This window comes from Streptomyces sp. NPDC005899, from assembly GCF_040629645.1.
Classification (GTDB): Bacteria; Actinomycetota; Actinomycetes; order Streptomycetales; family Streptomycetaceae; genus Streptomyces.
Genome location: NZ_JBEXWB010000105.1, coordinates 1 through 17,276, shown reverse-complemented (window position 1 = coordinate 17,276; position 17,276 = coordinate 1). Strand labels below are relative to the sequence as shown.

General features: G+C 73.6%; 15 protein-coding genes. 8 read left to right on the top strand and 7 right to left on the bottom strand.

Going from position 1 to position 17,276, the window contains the following annotated elements:
- Positions 1 to 1,435 (bottom strand): helicase-related protein (locus ABZ371_RS14830; RefSeq protein ID WP_358678600.1); only part of this gene is annotated, 1,435 nt, incomplete at its 3' end.
- A gap of 61 nt (positions 1,436 to 1,496) precedes the next feature.
- The gene (locus tag ABZ371_RS14825; protein ID WP_358678598.1) at positions 1,497 to 2,321 is read right to left on the bottom strand and encodes a class I SAM-dependent methyltransferase; all 825 of its coding nucleotides are present in this window, start codon (positions 2,319 to 2,321) and stop codon (positions 1,497 to 1,499) included.
- A gap of 396 nt (positions 2,322 to 2,717) precedes the next feature.
- On the opposite strand from ABZ371_RS14825, the gene rpsA reads away from it, so the two are divergent.
- The gene (rpsA, locus tag ABZ371_RS14820; protein WP_356884803.1) at positions 2,718 to 4,229 is read left to right on the top strand and encodes a 30S ribosomal protein S1; all 1,512 of its coding nucleotides are present in this window, start codon (positions 2,718 to 2,720) and stop codon (positions 4,227 to 4,229) included.
- A 119-nt stretch (positions 4,230 to 4,348) separates the two neighbouring features.
- Here the strand turns inward: rpsA and ABZ371_RS14815 are convergent, their stop codons facing one another.
- Entirely contained in the window at positions 4,349 to 5,311 is a 963-nt protein-coding gene (locus ABZ371_RS14815) for a right-handed parallel beta-helix repeat-containing protein (protein WP_358678595.1), read from the bottom strand.
- Positions 5,312 to 5,820: 509 nt separating this feature from the next.
- Here ABZ371_RS14815 and ABZ371_RS14810 point away from each other — a divergent pair.
- The 3 genes from ABZ371_RS14810 (at position 5,821) to ABZ371_RS14800 (ending at position 7,898) form a co-directional block, all read left to right on the top strand.
- Positions 5,821 to 6,759 (top strand): PAC2 family protein, encoded by a 939-nt coding sequence (locus tag ABZ371_RS14810; RefSeq protein ID WP_358678592.1) that lies wholly within the window; start codon positions 5,821 to 5,823, stop codon positions 6,757 to 6,759.
- Between the two features lie 55 nt (positions 6,760 to 6,814).
- Positions 6,815 to 7,420, top strand: coding sequence for a dephospho-CoA kinase (gene coaE, locus ABZ371_RS14805; protein ID WP_358678589.1), 606 nt, complete (start codon positions 6,815 to 6,817; stop codon positions 7,418 to 7,420).
- Positions 7,421 to 7,514: 94 nt separating this feature from the next.
- A complete protein-coding gene (locus ABZ371_RS14800; RefSeq protein WP_358678586.1) occupies positions 7,515 to 7,898 on the top strand; it encodes a tetratricopeptide repeat protein in 384 nt (127 codons plus the stop codon).
- A gap of 229 nt (positions 7,899 to 8,127) precedes the next feature.
- On the opposite strand, the gene ABZ371_RS14795 is transcribed toward ABZ371_RS14800, so the two are convergent.
- Both ABZ371_RS14795 and ABZ371_RS14790 read right to left on the bottom strand, forming a co-directional pair.
- On the bottom strand, positions 8,128 to 8,421 hold the full coding sequence (locus ABZ371_RS14795) for a DUF6343 family protein (protein WP_358678583.1): 294 nt from the start codon (positions 8,419 to 8,421) through the stop codon (positions 8,128 to 8,130).
- A gap of 109 nt (positions 8,422 to 8,530) precedes the next feature.
- Positions 8,531 to 8,899 carry a hypothetical protein gene (locus ABZ371_RS14790; RefSeq protein ID WP_358678580.1) on the bottom strand — a complete coding sequence of 123 codons (369 nt, stop codon included), beginning with the start codon at positions 8,897 to 8,899 and terminating at the stop codon, positions 8,531 to 8,533.
- Positions 8,900 to 9,115: 216 nt separating this feature from the next.
- Here ABZ371_RS14790 and ABZ371_RS14785 point away from each other — a divergent pair, with 216 nt between their 5' ends.
- The 3 genes from ABZ371_RS14785 (at position 9,116) to ABZ371_RS14775 (ending at position 14,643) form a co-directional block, all read left to right on the top strand.
- A complete protein-coding gene (locus ABZ371_RS14785) occupies positions 9,116 to 10,216 on the top strand; it encodes a slipin family protein (protein ID WP_358678577.1) in 1,101 nt (366 codons plus the stop codon).
- Between the two features lie 222 nt (positions 10,217 to 10,438).
- On the top strand, positions 10,439 to 13,366 hold the full coding sequence (locus ABZ371_RS14780) for an SNF2-related protein (RefSeq protein WP_358678575.1): 2,928 nt from the start codon (positions 10,439 to 10,441) through the stop codon (positions 13,364 to 13,366).
- Positions 13,363 to 14,643: an SWIM zinc finger family protein gene (locus ABZ371_RS14775; protein ID WP_358678572.1), complete on the top strand. Its 1,281-nt coding sequence runs from the start codon at positions 13,363 to 13,365 to the stop codon at positions 14,641 to 14,643. The genes ABZ371_RS14780 and ABZ371_RS14775 overlap by 4 nt, the downstream gene beginning before the upstream one ends.
- 23 nt (positions 14,644 to 14,666) lie before the next feature.
- Here the strand turns inward: ABZ371_RS14775 and ABZ371_RS14770 are convergent, their stop codons facing one another.
- On the bottom strand, positions 14,667 to 15,329 hold the full coding sequence (locus tag ABZ371_RS14770; protein ID WP_358678569.1) for a peptidase: 663 nt from the start codon (positions 15,327 to 15,329) through the stop codon (positions 14,667 to 14,669).
- A complete protein-coding gene (locus ABZ371_RS14765) occupies positions 15,326 to 16,537 on the bottom strand; it encodes a pyridoxal phosphate-dependent aminotransferase (RefSeq protein ID WP_358678566.1) in 1,212 nt (403 codons plus the stop codon). Before ABZ371_RS14765 ends, ABZ371_RS14770 begins: the two co-directional genes overlap by 4 nt.
- A gap of 85 nt (positions 16,538 to 16,622) precedes the next feature.
- Between ABZ371_RS14765 and ABZ371_RS14760 the strand changes: the two genes are divergently transcribed.
- A partial coding sequence (locus tag ABZ371_RS14760; protein WP_358678563.1) for a helix-turn-helix domain-containing protein occupies positions 16,623 to 17,276 on the top strand: 654 nt, incomplete at its 3' end.

Genomic DNA, 17,276 nt, shown 5'->3' with positions numbered 1-17,276 from the left:
GCCGGGCCGTACGCAGCGCGGCCGCCAGGTCGTCACCGTAGGAGCGCGGCGGCTCCTCGCTCAGCAGCGCGACCACCTCCGCGGCGCGCCGCCCGCCCACCTCCCGGGCCCCGTCCAGCAGGGCGCGCGCCAGCCGGGGGTGCAGACCCAGCCGGGACATCCGTACCCCCCTGCCGGTCACCCGGCCCTCGGCGTCCACCGCGCCGACCGCCGTCAGCACCTCGCGGGCGGCGCCCATGGCCCCGGCCGGGGGAGGATCGAGCAGCGCGAGGCCGGAGGCGTCCGGGTCGCCCCAGCACGCCGCCTGCAGCGCGAACGCCGTCAGGTCGGCCACCCTGATCTCCGGGGAGGGGAAACGGGCGAGTCTGCCGTCCTCGGCCCGGTCCCAGCAGCGGTACACGGCGCCCGGCGCCTCCCGCCCCGCCCGGCCCGCGCGCTGGCGTCCCGCCGCCTGCGACGCCCGTACGGTCGTGAGTGCGCCGAGCCCCCGGGCGTGATCGGTACGCGGCTCCCTGGCCAGCCCCGAGTCGACGACGACCCGCACCCCGGGCACCGTCAGGGACGACTCGGCCACGGACGTCGCCAGGACGACCCGGCGCCGCCCGCGGGATCCGGCCAGCACCGCGTCCTGGACGGCCGCCGGAGCCCGCCCGTGGACCTGGAGTACCTCCGCGTCCACTCCGTCGAGCTGCCCGGCCACCCGGCCGATCTCGCCGACGCCCGGCAGGAAGCAGAGCACGTCCCCGTCCCGCTCGGCGAGCGCCCGCCGCACCACGGCGGCCACGTGCGTGAGCAGCGCCGGATCGACCCGCATCCCGTGCGGTGGCCTCACCGGGGCGGCCGGAGGCGACCACACGACCTCCACGGGGTGGGCGACGCCCCGCGCCTCGACCACGGGGGCGTCGTCCAGCAGCCGTGCCCAGCCCTCGGCGTCCGTCGTCGCCGACGCCGCGACGAGCCGCAGGTCCGGCCGGAGGGCCGCGCGCACGTCGAGCAGGAACGCGGCGACGGTGTCCGCGTCCAGATGACGCTCGTGGCACTCGTCGATGATCACGACGTCCACGCCGGCCAGTTCCTGGTCGCGCTGCAACCGCTGCAACAGCACCCCGGTGGTCACCACCTCCACCACCGTCCCCGGCCCCACCACGCGCTCCCCGCGCACGGTGAGACCGACCCGGGCACCGGGCCGCTCCCCCAGGAGCCACGCCATACGCCGCGCCGCCGCCCGGGCCGCGATGCGCCGGGGCTCGGCCACGAGCACACGGCGCACCGGCCCGCCGCCGGTCAGCCCGGCGAGCGCCAGCGGCACGAGGGTCGTCTTGCCGGTCCCCGGCGGTGCGCAGAGCACCGCCACGCCCCGGTCGTCCAGTGCCCGCTCCAGGGCCGGGACCGCGGTGCGCACGGGGAGCTGTTCGAGGGCGTCGGTACGGATCACGCCCCCAGTCTCGTACGCCGGGGCGCCGCGCCGCACCGGGCCCGCCCGGACGCCCCCGGCCTCACCAGGTCCTGCGGTCCCGCTCGCAGACGAAGATCGCCGTCCCGGGGATGAGGTTGCCGCGCAGCGGGGACCAGCCGCCCCACTCCTGGTCGTTCCAGGCCGGCCACTCCGGCTCCACCAGATCGACCAGCCGGAAGCCGCCCGCCACCACGTCGCGTACCCGGTCCCCGAGCGTCCGGTGGTGCTCCACGTACACGGCGTCGCCCCGCTCGTCCTGCTCCACGTACGGCACGCGGTCGAAGTAGGAGGCGGCGACGGAGAGGCCCTCCGGCCCGGGCTCGTCGGGGAACGCCCAGCGGACCGGGTGCGTGACGGAGAAGACCCAGCGGCCTTCGGGGCGCAGGACGCGGTGCACCTCACGGAAGACCTGCACGGGGTCGGCGACGAAGGGAACCGCGCCGTAGGCGGAACAGGCCAGGTCGAAGGCGCCGTCGCGGAACGGGAGCCGGCCGGCGTCGGCCTCGACGAGGGGGACGTCCTCGCCGATCCGCAGCGCGTGCTGGAGCTGGCGGTGCGAGAGGTCCAGGGCCACGGGCCGTGCTCCCTGGGCGGCCAGCCAGCGCGAGCACTGGGCCGCGCCGGCGCCGATCTCCAGCACGTCCCGGCCCTGGAGGGCGGAGGCGGGTCCCAGCAGGGCCGCCTCGGCCTCGTCGAGGCCCTCCGGGCCCCAGACGAACCGGTCGTCCCCGAGGAAGGCCCCGTGGTCGCTCTGGTACTCGTCGGCGTTCCGGTCCCACCAGCCGCGACTTGCCCGGCTGCTCTCCGCCTCGCCGGCTTCACGGCGGGTCGCCTCAGGTTCGGGGTCGTAGGTCTCTTGGCTCATCGTGCCCGTCGTTGTAGTTTGCCTTCACCTGCCGTGCACGCCGCTCCGCCGGGGTGTACCGGTGAGTACGCCCCCGTGGGCGCCACCTGTTCGGCCGGGGCCGACACGGCCTCGGGGAACGTCGGTCGTGCCCGGATCGGGGCGTTGTGTCCCGGGTGTGCGCCTTCGCGCATTGACCCTGTCCGGCTGCCCCCGTATGCTACAAGTTGCGCTGCGAGCCTGCGCGCCTCAGACCTAGCAGGCCGCGCTCGCGTCTGTTGCATGTCCCCTCGGTTGTCGAGGTGCCTCCCGATTCCGGCAGGTGCCCTCCAGGCTGTCCGGCGTCTGCAGAGGCGATACGGGCTTTCGGCGTGGCAGTACCTACGACTCTCTGTCCGTACCGGAGCCCTTTCCCACATGACGAGCAGCACCGAGACCACCGCCACCACTCCGCAGGTTGCGGTCAACGACATCGGCGACGCGGACGCGTTCCTCGCGGCGATCGACGAGACGATCAAGTACTTCAACGACGGCGACATCGTTGACGGTGTCATCGTCAAGGTTGACCGGGACGAGGTTCTCCTCGACATCGGTTACAAGACCGAAGGCGTCATCCCGAGCCGCGAGCTCTCGATCAAGCACGACGTCGACCCGAACGAGGTCGTCAAGGTCGGCGACGAGATCGAGGCCCTGGTTCTCCAGAAGGAGGACAAGGAAGGCCGCCTGATCCTCTCGAAGAAGCGCGCTCAGTACGAGCGTGCCTGGGGCACCATCGAGAAGATCAAGGAAGAAGACGGCATCGTCACCGGTACCGTCATCGAGGTCGTCAAGGGTGGTCTCATCCTCGACATCGGCCTCCGTGGCTTCCTCCCGGCGTCGCTCGTCGAGATGCGTCGTGTCCGCGACCTCCAGCCCTACGTGGGCAAGGAGCTCGAGGCCAAGATCATCGAGCTGGACAAGAACCGCAACAACGTGGTCCTGTCCCGCCGCGCCTGGCTCGAGCAGACCCAGTCCGAGGTGCGCCAGACGTTCCTCACGACCCTGCAGAAGGGTCAGGTCCGCTCCGGCGTCGTCTCCTCGATCGTCAACTTCGGTGCCTTCGTGGACCTGGGTGGCGTCGACGGTCTCGTGCACGTCTCCGAGCTCTCCTGGAAGCACATCGACCACCCCTCCGAGGTTGTCGAGGTCGGCCAGGAGGTCACCGTCGAGGTCCTCGACGTGGACATGGACCGCGAGCGCGTCTCCCTGTCGCTCAAGGCGACGCAGGAAGACCCGTGGCAGCAGTTCGCCCGGACGCACCAGATCGGGCAGGTCGTTCCCGGTAAGGTCACCAAGCTCGTTCCGTTCGGTGCGTTCGTGCGCGTCGACGAGGGCATCGAGGGTCTGGTCCACATCTCCGAGCTGGCCGAGCGCCACGTGGAGATCCCGGAGCAGGTCGTCCAGGTCAACGACGAGATCTTCGTCAAGGTCATCGACATCGACCTCGAGCGCCGCCGCATCAGCCTCTCGCTGAAGCAGGCCAACGAGGCCTTCGGTGGCGACCCGGCCTCGGTCGAGTTCGACCCGACCCTGTACGGCATGGCCGCGTCGTACGACGACCAGGGCAACTACATCTACCCCGAGGGCTTCGACCCCGAGACCAACGACTGGCTCGAGGGCTTCGAGTCGCAGCGCGAGGTCTGGGAGACCCAGTACGCCGAGGCGCAGCAGCGCTTCGAGCAGCACCAGGCCCAGGTCATCAAGTCCCGCGAGGCCGACGAGGCTGCCGCTGCCGAGGGTGCTGCCGCCCCGGCCGGCGCTGCCCCGGCTGCCTCCGGTGGCAGCGGTGGCGGCTCGTACTCCTCGGAGTCGGCGGACAACTCCGGCGCCCTGGCGTCGGACGAGGCCCTGGCCGCTCTGCGCGAGAAGCTGGCCGGCGGCCAGAGCTGACGCTCTGATCCCGGTCGCTCGTCGGCCGCGGTAGCTGGAGAGCTGTAGGTGAGGCCCGCTCCCTTCGGGGGGCGGGCCTCATGCGTGTCCGGACGCGGGTGTCGGCTCAGGAGGTGAGCTCAGGGAGTCACGGTGATGTTCGTGAGGCCGTTGCCGCCGGTGACGGTGTTGCTGCCGTACACGGTGGTGGGGCAGGAGGCGCTGAGGTTGGTGACGTTGACGGCCAGCCGGGCGGGGCCGGTGGCGCCGGACAGGTCCGAGGCGTTGCCGCGGAAGACCGTGCCGCAGCCCCAGCCGCTCTGCTGGGTGTGCGTCTCGTAGCCGTTGTTCGTGGTGCGGACGCCCTTGTTGCCCTCGACCAGCACGTTGTTGCCCTTCACGTCGACCCAGGAGTCGTCGTAGTTGGCGCCGGTCAGCCCGCTGCCGTCGAACGTGTTGCCGATGATCTTCGCACCGGTCGTGCCCTCCTTGATGTCGACGTTCTCGCCACCGACACCGGGGCCGATGACGTTGTTCAGGATCTGCACGCCGTCGCTGCGGTCGGTGAGGTCCCCGGCGGTCCCGACGTACACCCCCTCGCCCATGCCGCGTCCGTCGTGGCCCGTGTCGTGGATGCGGGAGTTCCTGAGCACGCCGTTCCTGCTGGACCTGCGGAAGTGGATGCCTTCCATGTCGAGGTCGTGCACGGTCACCGAGTCGATGACGACGCCGTCGGCGGCGTCGGCCATGATGCCTTTCTGGCCGCCGGTGACGGTGACACCGCGCACGGTCCAGTAGGAAGCGCCGTTGAGGTGCAGACCGTAGCCCCCGCCGGCCTTGAGGACGGCTCCGGCCGACCCGGTGAGCGTGATCCGCGCGGCGGGGGTGGCCGGGACGGTCGCCTTGAAGTTGCCGGTGTAGGTGCCGTCGGCCAGCCGGATCGTGCCACCGGGGGCCGCCGCCGCGAGTGCCGCCTTCAGCTGGGACGCGGTGGCGACGTCGATGACGGTCGCGGCCTGCGCGCCGCCTGCCGAGGTGAGGGTGAGTCCGCCGGCGGTGAGGGCCGCTGCCAGCAGGGCGGGTGCGAGCGTGCGGGTGCGCATGGGGGGAGCCTTCCCGTCGAGGGGGGTCCAGGGGTTCTCGTACGTGAAGGGGGGACGAGGTCCTGAATCTGCTGCTCGGTGACCGTAGAGACAGGGTGTGGGCATGTCAAGGTCTGCACCAATCCGGGTGCCGCGCCCGGCCGAGGCCCCCGGGGATCCCTGCCGGCTGACGGAACGTCACCTGCCCGGCCGGACGTGCGGCGCGGACGGAGGGTTCGGTGGGGGCGGGCGCTCGCGGGCGCGGGCGGGATCCGGAAGGACGCCCCCCCGGCCGAGGGCCGGGCGGGGGCGAGACGGCGCCCGTCCCTGCCGTCCCGGAGGCGGCGACCGCGCCGGCCGGTCGCGAGGTGCCCGGTCGGCGAGGGGTGACTCGGCCAACCGCGCGCACCCGGCCGGGGATTCACGAGTACCGGGGCGGTGTGCCGGGCGGGGAGTGAAAGCGGCGTGGCCGGGAATGCCATGGCCGTGCGGGGTGTTCTTGTCCAGGAACACGAGGAGGAGCGGTAACCGTGCCTGATCCGCAGAGTTTGTACGAATGGGAGCCGAAGGGGCTGGCCGTCGTCGACATGGCGCTCGCCCAGGAATCGGCCGGTCTGGTCATGCTCTACCACTTCGACGGGTACATCGACGCGGGCGAGACGGGCGAGCAGATCGTCGACGGCCTGCTGGAGACACTGCCGCACCAGATCGTGGCGCGCTTCGACCACGACCGGCTCGTCGACTACCGTGCGCGCCGCCCGCTGCTGACTTTCCGGCGCGACCGGTGGACGGCGTTCGAGGCGCCGACGCTGGACGTCCGGGTGGTGCAGGACGCCACCGGCACACCCTTCCTGCTGCTGTCGGGTCCCGAACCCGACGTGGAGTGGGAGAGGTTCGCCGCCGCCGTCGAGCAGATCGTCGAGCGGTTGGGTGTCCGCCTCTCGGTCAACTTCCACGGCATCCCGATGGGCGTCCCGCACACCCGCCCGGTCGGCATCACCCCGCACGGCAACCGCACCGACCTCATGCCCGGACACCGCAGCCCGTTCGACGAGGCGCAGGTGCCCGGTTCCGCCGAGGCGCTCGTCGAGTACCGGCTGATGGAGTCCGGCCACGACGTCCTCGGCGTCGCGGCCCACGTGCCGCACTACGTCGCCCGGTCCGCGTATCCGGACGCCGCGCTCACCGCCCTGGAGGCGGTCACGGCGGCCACCGGACTGGTCCTGCCGACGGTGGCGCACACGCTGCGGACGGAAGCGCACCGGACGCAGACCGAGATCGACCGGCAGGTCGGCCAGGGCGACGAGGAGCTGGTCGCCCTCGTGGAAGGGCTCGAGCACCAGTACGACGCGGTCGCGGGGTCCGAGACGCGCGGCAACCTGGTCGCGGAGCCGGCCGATCTGCCCTCGGCGGACGAGATCGGCCAGGAATTCGAGCGCTTCCTCGCCGAGCGCGAGGGTGATGCGTGAGCGGCCGCCCGGCACCCGCACCCGGTGGCCGCTGGGCAGCCGCTAGGCTCGGCGCATGCTGAAAGTGGGCCTGACCGGCGGGATCGGCGCCGGCAAGAGCGAGGTGTCACGGCTGCTGGCCGGTTACGGCGCCGTGGTGATCGATGCCGACAGGATCGCGCGCGAGGTCGTCGAGCCCGGGACCCCCGGGCTCGTTGCCGTGGTCGAGACCTTCGGCCCCGGCGTGCTCGCGACCGACGGCACCCTGGACCGCCCGGCGCTCGGTGCGATCGTCTTCTCCGATCCCGAGCGCCTGGCCGCGCTGAACGCGATCGTCCATCCGCTCGTCGGCGCCCGCTCCGCGGAACGGGAGCGGGAGGCCGGCCCCGGTGCGGTGGTCGTGCACGACGTCCCCCTGCTCACCGAGAACGGCCTCGCCCCGCGCTACGACCTGGTGGTCGTGGTGGACGCGTCCCCCGCCACCCAGCTCGACCGGCTCGTGCGGCTGCGCGGCATGACGGAGGCCGACGCCCGCGCGAGGATGGCGGCGCAGGCCACGCGCGAGGAGCGGCTCGCGGCCGCCGATCTGGTCGTCGACAACGACGGTCCGCTGGAGGACCTGGAGCCTCAGGTCCGAAAGATCTGGGCCGAGCTGACCGAGCGCGCGGCCGCCACCCGCTGAGCCGGGCGCCGGCCGCGCCCCGGCCGGGGCGGCTCCGGAATACCGGCTGCCCCCGGGACGTTGCAGAGCGGAAGGCCAGGGGAAGGATGTGACCGTGCCCGAGAGCAACCCGGAAACCCATGTCATCGACTTCCGTGCGGCTGAGCAGTTGCTCGCCGCCCGGGACCCGCGGGGCGCTGTCAAGCTGCTCGACTCGGTGATAGCCGCCCATCCGGAGAACACGGCGGCCCGTCTGCTGCGTGCCCGGGCCTTCTTCGCCGCAGCGCAACTGCGCCCGGCGGAGCTGGAGTTCGAGCTGGTCCTGGAGCGGGAGCCGGACAACGCCTTCGCGCACTTCGCCCTGGCCCGCACCTTCCAGCGCGCCGGCCGTCCCGAGCAGGCGACCCGGCACTTCCGGCTGGCCGCCGCCCTCGACCCGAAACCGGAGTACCTGCGGGCCGCCCACTTCGAGGACCGCCCCGACGACGGTTCGGTCTGACGGCGGCTCCGCGTGGGAGCTGTGGTCTGCGGCGTCCGGAGCTGACGGTCCGGGGGGCGACGCCTCGACAGTGCCCGTCCCGCACCGCTCCGGACGCGGCTCTCCTCGTGCCGCCCGGCCCACCGCCTCGGATCTCGTGCGTCTCCGGAGCCCGGCCTGCCGAGCCGTCCGCGCTCGCGCCCGATCCCGCGACACCGTCCCAGCGGTTCCGCGGTCACCCTGCACCGTCTCAGTGGTTCCGCGGTCGCCTGTCCCGCCGCCCCGCCTCGTCGGGCTCGTAGGGCGGTACGTCCCGGCCCGGCTGGAAGTGCGGCCCCTGGCGGATGCGGCGTACGACGACGCAGCAGTCCGTGACCGCGACCAGCAGCAGCACCCCGCAGGCGGTCGCCCAGCCGGCGCGTCCGGCCACCAGGAAGGCGGCCAGGCCGAACGCCGCCCAGGCGATGCCCCACAGACTCAGCCAGAGTCGCATCCGCAGCGGGCTGCGGGCGGTGGCGGGTTCACTTCCGGTACGCATCGGCATCGCCTCCCTCCTCCCAGGATGACCCCGCGGTGCGACGTGCGGAAGCAGAGGCCGGACGGAGGGAGGGACGCGGCTGCGGACGTGCCGCGGCTGTGCGCGGGCGCGGCGGTCAGTGCACGAACCGGTAACTGCGCCACGGCAGCGCACGTGGGGCGCTGACGTCGGAGAGGTCGGTGGCCACGTACGTGGTGCTCCTGCCGGTGCAGTCGGTGGTGGGGTAGAGCACCAGGTCGACGAGGGTCTGGTTGTCGACCGCCCGCGCACCGGCGGGCGCCATCCGGTGGCATCCCCTCACGGTCGGGCTCTGCACGCTGACGATCCTGTCCTGCCCGGTGGTGTAGATGACCGGCCCGACGGCGGTGCGCCCCAGCCCGGAGCAACCGGAGACGCCGAGGGTGAGCAGGACCGCGCCGGCGGCCATGCGGGCGCGGCGGTGGCGCCGGTGATCGGTGGGGGTGGCGGTCGCGGTGACGGACATGGCGGGGTCCTCGTCTGCTCGTCCGGTTCATCGGTACGTCACAGAGACGTGCTGGCGCTGTCACCCTGCCCGGTTCCGGGGAGACGGGCATCCGGTGTGCGGCCGACCGGGGCCACAGGCACCCGGACAGGGGTTCGACGGGTGCGCAAACCGGGCATATCGTGGTAACGGGCGTCCAGGGGACGCCGGGAGCACAGTCGGACGCAGGGGGCCGTGATGGTCCAGGAGCTGGTGATCGCAGCGGCGGCGGCGGGCTCGGGCGCCGTCGTCTACACGATGGCGGCAGCCCGGGTGGTGAAGCAGTACGAGCGGGGAGTGGTGCTCCGGCTGGGGCGGCTGCACGACCGTGTCCGGGCCCCGGGATTCACCCTGATCGTTCCCTTCGTCGACCGCCTCCGCAAGGTGAACATGCAGATCGTGACGATGCCCGTCCCCGCGCAGGACGGGATCACGAGGGACAACGTCACGGTGCGCGTGGACGCCGTCATCTACTTCAAGGTCGTGGACGCGGCGAGCGCCGTGATCCAGGTGGAGGACTACCGCTTCGCCGTCTCGCAGATGGCGCAGACCTCCCTGAGGTCGATCATCGGCAAGAGCGACCTGGACGACCTCCTCTCGAACAGGGAGAAGCTGAACCAGGGGCTGGAGCTGATGATCGACAGCCCGGCGGTGGGCTGGGGCGTGCAGATCGACCGGGTGGAGATCAAGGACGTGTCGCTCCCGGAGACGATGAAGCGCTCCATGGCCCGGCAGGCGGAGGCCGACCGGGAGCGGCGGGCCCGGGTCATCAACGCCGACGCGGAACTGCAGGCGTCGAAGAAGCTGGCCCAGGCGGCCCACGAGATGTCCAGCCAGCCGGCCGCGCTGCAACTGCGCCTGCTGCAGACGGTGGTCGCGGTCGCGGCGGAGAAGAACTCCACGCTCGTGCTGCCGTTCCCCGTCGAGCTGCTGCGCTTCCTGGAACGGGCGCAGCAGGGGCAGCAACCGCCGCGGGCGCAGCAGCCTCAGGCGCCGCGGTCGTCCGCCGGCACCGAGGCCGGCGGCCTCCCGGACGCTCCGGAACGGCCCGGGGCGGGTGCGGGGCCGGGGCCGGACCGGGTGGAGGCCCCCGGCACCGAGCCGCCACTGCCGGATCCGCTCGCCCCGGATCCGCTCGCCCCGGATCCGGTGGCTCCCTCTCCGGCGGCCCCGAATCCGGGGGCCCCTGATCCGGCGGCCCCGGATCCGTTGGGCCCGTCCTCCCCGCTGCCCGATCCGCTCGCGCCGGATCCGGCGCTGCCCGATCCTCTGCGGCCCGCACCCCCACCCGACCGGTAGCGGCCCCGGGACCCCCACCCGACCGGCAGCACCCCGGGCCGTCGCCGGCCGGCCCGCCGCGCCGCGCCGCACGGCTACGGACCGGACTGCGGGCCCGCTCCGCCCGTTCCGCCCGCTCCGAGGCGCGTGCGCGCGGCCGGGACGGGTGCTGTCGTACCCCCCGCCTAGACTCGCCGGGACAGGGGGAACACGACCGGAGCGAGGCGGAGGAAGGCGGTGGGCATGGCACAGCGGCAACAGGACCAGATGGTGGCCCGGCTGCTCCGGTGCGCTGCCGTCTTCCTGCCGGCCGAGCTGCCCAGGGACGGCCGCGTCGCCTTCTGGGACCCCGAGGGCACGGTCGGCCTCGCGGGCGCTCCGTGGCCCGGAAGGGCCGCCGGGGGCGGCGGAGTCCTCCCCGTGGCCCTGCCCGACGTCTCCGAGCTGACGGTCCTCGTGCGGGACGCCACCGAGGGCGCCCGCCGCCGCACGGTGCCCGCGCTCCTGCTGCCCGTCGCGGACGCCGTGCCGCTGCTGGCCCACGCCCGGCAGCGGGCCGTGGCCCACCCCGCCACCCGCGCCAGGGGAGCGGCGGCGCTGCACGCGCTGACGCTGGTGGCGCGCGGCAGGCTCCTGCCCGGCCTGACCCCCGCCGACCACGACGCGTGGCGCGCCGGGCCCCGTGACGCCGAGGACATCGCCCACCTGAGGGCGGTCGCCGCCTCGATGCCGCCCGAGGGGCACGCGGTCCCGCTGGACGGCACCCCGCTGCGCGTGCCCGAGCCGCGGGCCCTGATCGGCGCCTTCCTCGACGCCGTCGCCGACACCCTGCCCCGCACACCCGCGGCGGCCCACGCCATGGGGGCGCCCTTCGCCGCCGCCGGGGCCCAGCACCTTCCCGCCGCCCGCGCCTGGGCCGTCGACGTCGCCGCCGGACTCGACGCCGGGGTGCGTGTCTCCCTCCGGCTCGACCTGTCGGCGTACGACCTCTTCGAGTCGACCGCCCCCGCCCCCGGGGCGCCGGAGGCGACAGGGCAGCCGCACGGGCAGCCGCCCGCCGCCCGCCGTGCCGCCGCCGCGGTCACGCAGGTGCACAGCCTCGCCGACCCCACGTACGTCACCGACGCGGCCACGCTGTGGGCGGGGGGCGCAGGCGAGCCGTTCGGGCCGAGGGCCAGGATCGACGCGGTGCTCGCGCTGCGCCGCGCCGCCCGGGTCTGGCCCCCGCTGGAGAGGCTGCTCGAACAGCCCGTCCCCGATGTGCTCGCCCTCACCGAGGACGAGCTGTACGAGCTGCTGGGCCGGGCCGGGGCCCGGCTCGCGGAGGCGGGGACGGCCGTCCACTGGCCGCGGGAGCTGGCCCGCTCGCTCACCGCCACGGCCGTGGTCCGGCCGGCGCCCGGTTCGGCGACCGACGGCACGTCCTTCTTCGACGCCGAGCAGCTGTTCGCGTTCAACTGGCAGCTCTCCCTCGGGGACGAGCGGCTCACCGAGGCCGAGATGGACACCCTGGCCGAGGCCCACCGGCCGGTGGTGCGCCTGCGCGACCAGTGGGTGGTCGTCGACCCCGCCCTCGTGCGCAAGGCCCGTAAGCGGGAGCTCGGCCTGCTCGAGCCCGTCGACGCCCTCGCCGTGGCCCTCACCGGCAGCGCCGAGGTCGACGGGGAACAGGTCGACGCCGTCCCCGTGGGCGCCCTCGCCGAGCTACGCGCCCGCGTGCTGGACGAGGACACCACCCTCCCGCCGCCGCCCGGGCTCGCCGCCACCCTCCGCGACTACCAGCTGCGCGGCCTCACCTGGCTGGACCGGATGACATCGCTCGGCCTCGGCGGCTGCCTCGCCGACGACATGGGCCTGGGCAAGACCATCACCGTCATCGCCCTCCATCTGCACCGCGCCCACGCCGCACCGACCCTGGTGGTCTGCCCCGCCTCCCTCCTCGGCAACTGGCACCGCGAGATCGGCCGCTTCGCGCCCGGTGTCCCCGTACGCCGCTTCCACGGCGCCGACCGCTCACTCGCCGGCCCGGACGCCGGTTTCGTCCTCACGACGTACGGCACGATGCGCTCCAGCGCCGAGCAGCTCGCCGCGCACACCTGGGGCCTCGTCGTCGCCGACGAGGCCCAGCACGTCAAGAACCCCCACTCCTCCACGGCCAGGGCGCTGCGCACCATCCCGGCCCCGGCGCGCGTCGCGCTCACCGGCACGCCCGTCGAGAACAACCTCTCGGAGCTCTGGGCGCTGCTCGACTGGACCACCCCCGGGCTGCTCGGTCCGCTGAAGGCGTTCCGGTCCCGGCACGCCCGGATCGTCGAGAACACCGGGACCGCCGCCGGCCTCGGCAACGAGGAAGCGGTCGAGCGGCTCTCCCGGCTCGTCCGCCCCTTCCTCCTGCGCCGCAAGAAGTCCGATCCGGGTATCGCCCCCGAGTTGCCGCCGAAGACCGTGACCGATCACCCCGTCTTCCTCACCCGGGAGCAGGCCACGCTGTACGAGGCCGCGGTCCGGGAGACGATGGCGTTCATCGAGCAGTCCGAGGGCATGGCCCGCCGAGGGCTGATCATGAAGCTGCTGGGCTCCCTCAAGCAGATCTGCAACCACCCGGCGCAGTACCTGAAGGAGGAGCCGACCCGCCTCGCCGGACGCTCGGGGAAGCTGGCCCTGCTCGACGAACTCCTGGACACCATCCTGTCCGAGGACGGCTCCGTCCTGGTCTTCACCCAGTACGTGTCGATGGCCCATCTGCTCTCCGCCCACCTGGCGTCCCGGGGCATACCCTCCCAACTGCTGCACGGAGGTACGCCGGTGCCGGAGCGCGAGCGCATGGTCGACCGCTTCCAGTCCGCCGAGGTCCCCGTCTTCCTGCTGTCCCTCAAGGCGGCCGGCACCGGCCTGAACCTCACGCGGGCCGCCCATGTCGTCCACTACGACCGGTGGTGGAACCCGGCGGTCGAGGAGCAGGCCACCGACCGTGCGTACCGCATCGGCCAGACACAGCCCGTGCAGGTGCACCGGCTGATCGCGGAGGGCACCGTCGAGGACCGGATCGGTGAACTGCTGGAGTCCAAGCGGGCCCTCGCCGACGCGGTGCTCGGCTCGGGCGAGACAGCCCTGACCGAGCTCGGTGACCGTGACCTGGCCGACCTCGTGTCCCTGCGGAGGACGCCGTGAGCGCCGCCGGTCCCAGGCCCGCGGCCCGCCCCGGCCCGGACGACCTGCGGCGCACCTTCGAGGCGGTGCCCGCCCGCGCCCCCGGCGGCGACGGGTCCTTCGCGGAGAGCTGGTGGGGCCGGGCCTGGGTGGAGGCGCTGGAGGACCTGTCCATGGACGAGGAGCGGCTGGCCCGCGGCCGCACCTACGCCGACGGCGGCCACGTCGCCGCGGTCACGGTCACCCCCGGCCGGGTCATCGCCTACGTCCACGGCAGCCGCCCCCGGCCGTACCGGGCGGAGCTCAGGCTGCGTACGTTCTCCGCCTCCGACTGGGAGGCGTTCCTGGACGCGGTGGCGGCACGGCCGGGCCACCTGTCCGCGCTGCTCGGCAAGGAGATGCCGCACTCCCTGGTCGACACGGCGGGGGAGACGGGCATACGGCTGCTGCCCACTCCGGGAGACCTCGATCCCGACTGCTCCTGCCCGGACCGCGGGTGGCCCTGCAAACACGTGGCGGCACTCTGCTACCAGACGGCACGGCTTCTGGACAGCGACCCGTTCGTCCTCCTGCTGATGCGCGGCAGGGGAGAGCGTGAGCTCCTCGACGAGCTGGGCCGCCGCAACGCCGAGCACTCCGCCCGCGAGCGCCCCGCCGCCCCGGCCATGCCGTCCGTCGCGGCCGGCGAGGCCCTGGCCGAGCGCTTCCTCCCGCCGCTGCCCGCGCCCCTTCCCGTACCTCCGCACCCGGGTGGGCCGCCGCCCTACCCGGAGCTGCCCGGGGGGCGAGACCCGCTCTCCCTGGACCACCTGGCCTCGGACGCCGCCGCCCGGGCCCATGCGCTCCTGACGACGGGTGAGGACCCGCTCGCCGGGCTCTCCACCTGGCAGGACGCGGTCCGTATCGCCGCCTCCCGCCCCACGGCGGGACTCACCGCCACCACCCGGGCGCTCTACCGCGAACTGGCCTTCGCCACCGGCCGCAGCCCCACGGACCTGGCGCGTGCCGTCGCCGCCTGGCGGCAGGGCGGAGCGGAGGGCCTGACCGTCCTGGAAACCCCGTGGGATCCGCCGGCCGGCCCGTTCGACCGGGCCCGCCCCGCCCTGGCGGTGGCCGGCTTCGCGCGCTTCCAGCCGTGGCGCAACCACCTGACCGACACCGCCCGGACCCTTCAGCTCCGCTTCGGCCACGACAACCGCTGGTACGGCTACGAGTCGGACCCGGGCGAGGACGACTGGTGGCCCCGGGGCGCCCCGGACACCGATCCGGTGGGCGCTCTCAGGGCCTTGCGGGGCTGACGGCCGCCCGCGTGGGCGACGCGTCACGCCCGCGCCGTACCCGCGCCCCCGCCGTCACCCGGGTTCCGTTCCGCGACCCGGGGCAGGGACACGCCGCGGCCCGCGAAGAAGGGCTCGAAGGCCGTGAGCGGCAGCGTGGCCGCGCGGGTGGCCGCCGTCGTCCCCGAAGGATTGTGGAAGTGCACGCCCGTCCCGTCGGCGGTCCCGGCGGTCACCAGCACCAGGTGCCCGCCCCGCCCCGGTGCCGGGCGGTCCGGATACCGGATCGCGTGGTGGACCGAGGCCATCACGCTCCGGCCCTCCTCCAGCAGGCCGAGGATCCCGGCGGGGGTGAGCTCCCGGTGGACCACGGCGCCGAGGCCGTGCGCCCCGGCCGCGTACTCGGCGAAGGGGGCGTACAGCAGACCCTTGACGGTCCCCTCGGAGTCCTCGGTGTACGCCCCGTACCGCACGGCACCGTCGCGCAACGCGAACAGGGCCGGGGCCCCGGTGCCCAAGGCCATGCGCAGGCAGGTCATGCCGCACAGGTGGCCCGCCCAGCGGGCGTACTCGGCGGGCGACGCGGCGCCCGAAGCCGCCCAGCCGGGATCCAGGGCCGGGTCGAGCCCGTCCTCCACGATCGGCCCCACCAGGTCCGGGGTGGCGAACTGCGTATGGATGGGGAACCGGCAGTCCGGGCAGGTCACTGGCGGTATCCGCTCAGGAAGCGCCCGATGCGGCTGATCGCCGCGTCGAGGTCGTCGGCCTGCGGCAGCGTGAGGATGCGGAAGTGGTCGGGGCGCGGCCAGTTGAAGCCGGTGCCCTGCACCACCTGGATCTTCTCGCGCAGCAGCAGGTCGAGGACGAACCGCTCGTCGTCCACGATCGGGTGCACCTTCGGGTCGATGCGCGGGAAGGCGTAGAGGGCGCCCTTCGGCTTGACGCACGAGACCCCGGGGATCTCGTTCAGCCGCTCCCAGGCCCGGTCGCGCTGCTCGTGGAGCCTGCCCCCGGGGGCCACCAGCTCCCGGATCGACTGCCGCCCGCCGAGGGCGGCCTGGATGGCGTACTGCGCGGGGGCGTTGGGGCACAGCCGCATGGAGGCGAGGGTGGTCAGCCCCTCCAGGTAGTTGCGCGCGTGCTGCTGAGGACCCGACACCACCAGCCAGCCCGAGCGGAAGCCCGCGACCCGGTACGTCTTGGACAGCCCGCTGAAGGTGAGGCAGAGCAGGTCCGGGGCCAGTACGGCCGCGCTGTGGTGCACGGCGTCGTCGTACAGGATCTGGTCGTAGATCTCGTCGGCGAACACCATCAGCCCGTGCCTGCGCGCCAGGTCGAGCATGCCCTCCAGGACCTCGCGCGGGTAGACGGCGCCCGTCGGGTTGTTGGGGTTGATGATCACCAGGGCCCGGGTACGGTCGGTGATCTTCGCGGCCATGTCGGCGAGGTCCGGATTCCAGTCGGCGCCCTCGTCGCACGTGTAGTGCACGGGCCTGCCCCCGGCGAGGGTGGTGACGGCGGTCCAGAGCGGGTAGTCGGGGCTCGGGACGAGGACCTCGTCGCCGTCCTCCAGCAGCGCCTGGACGGCCATGGTGATGAGTTCGGAGACCCCGTTGCCGAGGTAGACGTCGTCGACGTCGACATCGGCCAGACCGATCGCCTGGTAGCGCTGGGCCACGGCGCGGCGCGCGGAGAGGATGCCGCGCGAGTCGGTGTAGCCGTGGGCCTTCGGAAGCATCCGGATCATGTCCTGGACGATCTCCTCCGGGGCCTCGAAACCGAAGAGGGCCGGGTTGCCCGTGTTGAGGCGGAGCACGCTGTGGCCCGCCTCCTCCAGGGCGTTGGCCTGCTCGATGACCGGCCCCCGGATCTCGTAACAGACCTCGTTGAGCTTGCTGGACTGGCGGAACTCCATGCGGTGCCTCCCCGACCCGATTGTGGTACTTGGTTTTACCAAGCTGGAGCTTGGAAAGTCCAACAACATGTCTAGACTGCGTCGCATGCCACGTCAGCAGCAGCCAGCAGCACGCCCCGTCCGCCGCCGCAGTTACGACCAGTTCTGTGCCACCGCCCGGGCCCTCGACTCCGTCGGCGACCGGTGGACGCTCCTGATCGTGCGTGAACTGCTGGCCGGGCCGCGCCGCTACACCGACCTGCACGCCGACCTCCCCGGCGTCAGCACGGACGTCCTGGCCTCCCGGCTCAGGGACATGGAGCAGAACGGTCTGGCGGTGCGCCGCAGGCTGCCGCCACCGGTGTCCGCCGCCGTGTACGAACTGACCGAGCACGGCCGCGGCCTGCTACCGGTCCTCACCGCGCTCGCCGGGTGGGGGGCTCCCGCCCTGGCGGAGCGCCGCCCCACCGACGCGGTGCGGGCCCACTGGTTCGCCCTGCCGCTGCTGCGCGCGCTGGACGGTCTCACGCACCCGGGGGTCGTCGAAGTACGGCTGGACGAAGGGGAGTTCCACTTCCGCACGGGCACCGGGGCGGCGGCGGGCGATGCCTACGGTTACGGCCCCGCGGCGCATCCGGACGCTTGCCTCGTGATGGACGCGGAGCTCTGCCTCGCGCTCGGGCGCGGCGAGTCGACCCTCGCCCGGGCCGTCGAGGAGGGCCGGGCCGAGGTGCTGGGCGAGGGGGCCCTCGCCACCGAA